1 protein-coding gene and 1 pseudogene are annotated in these 3,934 nt (G+C 23.7%); both read right to left on the bottom strand.

What is annotated here, in order from left to right; genetic code table 11:
* A pseudogene (locus AJ886_RS03385) lies at positions 1 to 351 on the bottom strand (hypothetical protein); the annotation flags it as partial.
* A gap of 18 nt (positions 352 to 369) precedes the next feature.
* The gene (locus AJ886_RS03380; protein ID WP_070287130.1) at positions 370 to 3,867 is read right to left on the bottom strand and encodes a hypothetical protein; all 3,498 of its coding nucleotides are present in this window, start codon (positions 3,865 to 3,867) and stop codon (positions 370 to 372) included.
* Between the last annotated feature and the right edge of the window lie 67 nt (positions 3,868 to 3,934).

Raw genomic sequence — 3,934 nt, 5'->3', positions numbered from 1 at the left:
TTTAGTTTTTAAAGATTTATAATAAGCTTTTTCTGCTTTAGTCCAAGGAGCTATAGCTCCTTTGATAGGATCTTTTAAATATATACTTTGCCAATCTTTAAATTCAAGTAAAGTAGATTTCTCCCCTGTGTGAAATTCAGGATCTAGATACCTAGGTTGATAATTAATATAAGGAGAAGTTCTTAATATACGATCAGCTTCAAACAAAGCTTTAGAATATTCTTGGGTGTATTTGCCTACTTCACGCCCATCTTTTCTTTTATCAAATATAATTTGATTTGTATTTTTATCAACTTCTAATATAAGTCCATTAGAAGTATAAATCTCGTAAATATCTTTATTACCACTCATTTTTATCCTTTCTTTAATTTAACCCATATATAAACCATCTTCCATGATTATAGTTGTAGCTAGTCTGCCTATGAATTTGTTGGAATAATCTTGTATTTTACTAATATCATCGCTTTCTTCCTCATTTTCTCTACTTTTTCTATCATTATCAACATATTCTTCATTTATCCCCTTATACATCACTTCTAAATTATGTTGTCCTATGGCTTCTAAATTTTCCATCAATCTTCTTGCTTTTTGCCTATCTTCTATGAACTTACCCTTTTCATCTTGAGTGGTATTATAAATCCCATTTGCATATTCATATAAAATTTGTATAGTATCATTATAAGCTAAGATAGGGTGTTGTTTTATCACTGGGTGTTGTATTTTATACTCTTCTTTTCTTTGAAAATGTTCTAGCTTATATATATTACAATTTCTAAGTTCTATATTGTTTTTTTCAAAAAATTCCTTATCATTTAAGATATATTTGCCTTCATTGATTTTATCTTCCATAAAAGCACTTCTTTTTTCATCTAAAATAATATAAGATAAAAGTCTTTTTAAGGCAAATTCCCTAGCTTCACTTGAAGTTGTAGCACAAGCAATACTAGGATAATAATTAAGCCCACCCGTGCATAATAAAGAACCAAAAATAAACTCAGATAAATCAAAACTCATAAATCTAGAATTTATTAATAAAGGATAGGTTATATATTCTTCTTTTTTTACAGCTAAAGGAAAATCATAATTGTAAGTAAATTTTTCATACATTAGTTTTTCATATAAAATTTTCAATCTTTCATAATTTGTAGGCAAAAGTGTATCGATAAAAGATCCTGCTAAATTTTTTAACACATCTACACTTAAATTTTTACTTACTTTAATAGAAAAATCAATAGCTAATTGTTTTCTTACTTTTGATATCAAATGAATTTGCTTAGCTTTATCTAATCTTGAAAAACTCTTTGACTTTTTTAATTCACTTGCATATTCTAATTGATTAAAATAATAATAATTTGTTCCTATTTGATATAAAAAAAGCTTATTGAGTGATTTTTTACTTTTTGGATTAATTTTTATAAAATGTCCTTTAGGATTAAGTGCATAAAATATCCCTAGTTCTTTAAAAAAATGTGCTTTAAAACTAGAAAATAATTTATTACCATAATACTTTTTATCTAAGCTTGAATCTATAAAAAATAAAATCATTTTTTTAAAAAAATCAGGCTGACTCATAAAAAATTCTGTAAAAGGAAAAAGTTGCTTAATGATGTTAAAAAAAGTAATATCTATAGATAATTTTGCAAGTTCTTTATCAAGCATAATATCTTGAATGCTTTTATCTAAATCTTTTTTTGAAGGAAGAGTTTTGTCTGTTTGTATATTTTCTTCAAATTCAATCTCCTCATCAAAGCTTTCATTTAAGGTTTTTAAAAAATTTACATAAGTTTGATCTTCTTCTTCAAAATCATTTTCAAACATAGCTTTGGCTAATTCATCTAAATAAATAACTTCATCTTCTTTTTTATTTTTATTTAATTCTTTAGATAAAAAGATATAAATTTTTTTATCATTATCATAAAAATAAATATCATCAGGGATAAATAAGATATACTCATTAAAATAATTTGGTATTTTAATCCTTTGGTAATTAAGTGAAATTTCTTTATCGCCATAATCTAAATTTGGAATTACAATATTTTTAACACCAAGAGAATATTCTTGCGTAAAAGCTAAGTCTTTTTGTAAAACATACAAAGTTAAAGTCAATAAAACAACCGTTAAAGGTGAGTATTTCTTAAAATCTACATTTTCATATGTTTTAGATATTGATGGCTCTAACTCAAGAAAAAATTGCATTTGATCATAATAAGAATTGATATTATCTAAATAATTATTAAAAAGCCCGATATATTCTTTTACTTTTACTTTTTCTTTTTCGCTAATTTCTTCCAGTTCTTTGGGTAATTTAAAAAAGCTATCAATATAAGCAAAATCTTGCTTAACTTTTTCATATTCTAATCGTTCGTTTATATGTTCTAATAAATAAAGTTTCATCCAAGAATATGTTTGATTATAAAAATTAAAATATCCCTTATATTTTTGATAAATCTGTCCATCAAGTTTCACAAAAGGACAAAGTTGCAATACATAATCATCTTCTTTTTTAACATCTCTTTCTATAAAATAAGAACCATAATCTCTTTTGCTAGGAAAATCGCCTTTTAATGCAAGTTTTTCATTTTTTGTAAGAGCTTTGGGGCGATTTTTTATTATTGCTCCTAATTTTTTTTGATACAAGTCCTCACAAAGTCCTGCATTGTTAAGCTGTGGTGGATTAGTAATAAGCAAATAATTTTTACCCATTTTGGTTGTATTGATTTGATCAGTATTTTTTTTATCTAATATCATTTCTACTAGCATGGAAGAATTTAAATCAGGATATTCTGCATAAAAGAAATGATTGAGTTTAGAGATATTTAAATTGATTGCTTTTTTTAATGTTGTATCAAAATTATTTAAACTAGAATTCACTAAAAGTGTATTATCTAACTTTTCATTTTCAAATTTTAGATTATTTTCTAAAAAATTATCAAAAATACCTTGAAATTCTTCATCTAAAATAACTTTATAAAAACTATTTTTATAAAGACTAATAGAAGGTACATTAGAATAAGATGAAAAATCTAATAATACTTTATCATCTATAATTAATACATCAGATAAAATTTCTTCATTGCACAAAGCGATAATAGGATAAAGCTTACTAGTAATAAGCTCTAAAAGTGGATAAGCAAAATCATAATAATATTTTTGTTCCTTATACTCTTGATACTCAGCAGAAGAATTATAAGCTTCAAATAATGTATTTACAACAAAAACATAAGGATTTTTTTTGACTAAAGAGACAGGTTTTTTAAGATTGGTTACAGAATCTAGTATATTGATAAAAAATTTTGCTATAGCTCTAATAATTTGCTTATATTCATCATCATTAGATTGAGTAATATTTTTTAAAAGTGTATTAAAAAGTGTATCTAGGGTAAGTTGTATCTTTGGTTTAATTTCTTGCTCAAAATAGTTAGATTCTTTGATATTTTTTAATAATATATTTAATTCTTTTTGAATTTCTTTTAAAAAATTTTCAATATTTTCTACATTGTTTTCATCAATAATTTTATTGAGCGTTTTATTTTCATTTTGATTAATTGCATTATTTAAAAATTTTAAATTATTAAAGATAATTTTTTTAATGCTAGATAAATTTTTATCAGAGCTAAATTTTTGTTCTTTTGTGATTTCGTCTTTATTGGCTTGATTTAAATGTATGATTTTAAAAGTTTTTGTATTATCAATTTTAAAATTATCTTCAATAGTATGTAGTGTCTTATACAAAGAATTCTTAGCTTCTTTATATCCATCAAAATCACTGCATATAAAAATAATTTTATTAGCATTTTTGGTAAGATTTTTTAACTCGATTTCTAAATTATGATTTGATGCAATTAAAGTAAAATTTTTTATTTTCATATTTTAACCCCATTTACCACCACAAATTTACAAACATAAAGCTCTTGTTTTCTATCTTCATCTTCTA

Source organism: Campylobacter sp. BCW_6465 (assembly GCF_001762815.1).
GTDB lineage: Bacteria > Campylobacterota > Campylobacteria > Campylobacterales > Campylobacteraceae > Campylobacter_D > Campylobacter_D jejuni.
This window is presented reverse-complemented; position numbering and strand designations above follow the sequence as displayed.

Excerpts from the sequence above, each read along its gene's own strand:
- AJ886_RS03380 (WP_070287130.1), bottom strand. The coding sequence starts at position 3,867 with ATGAAAATAAAAAATTTTACTTTAATTGCATCAAATCATAATTTAGAA.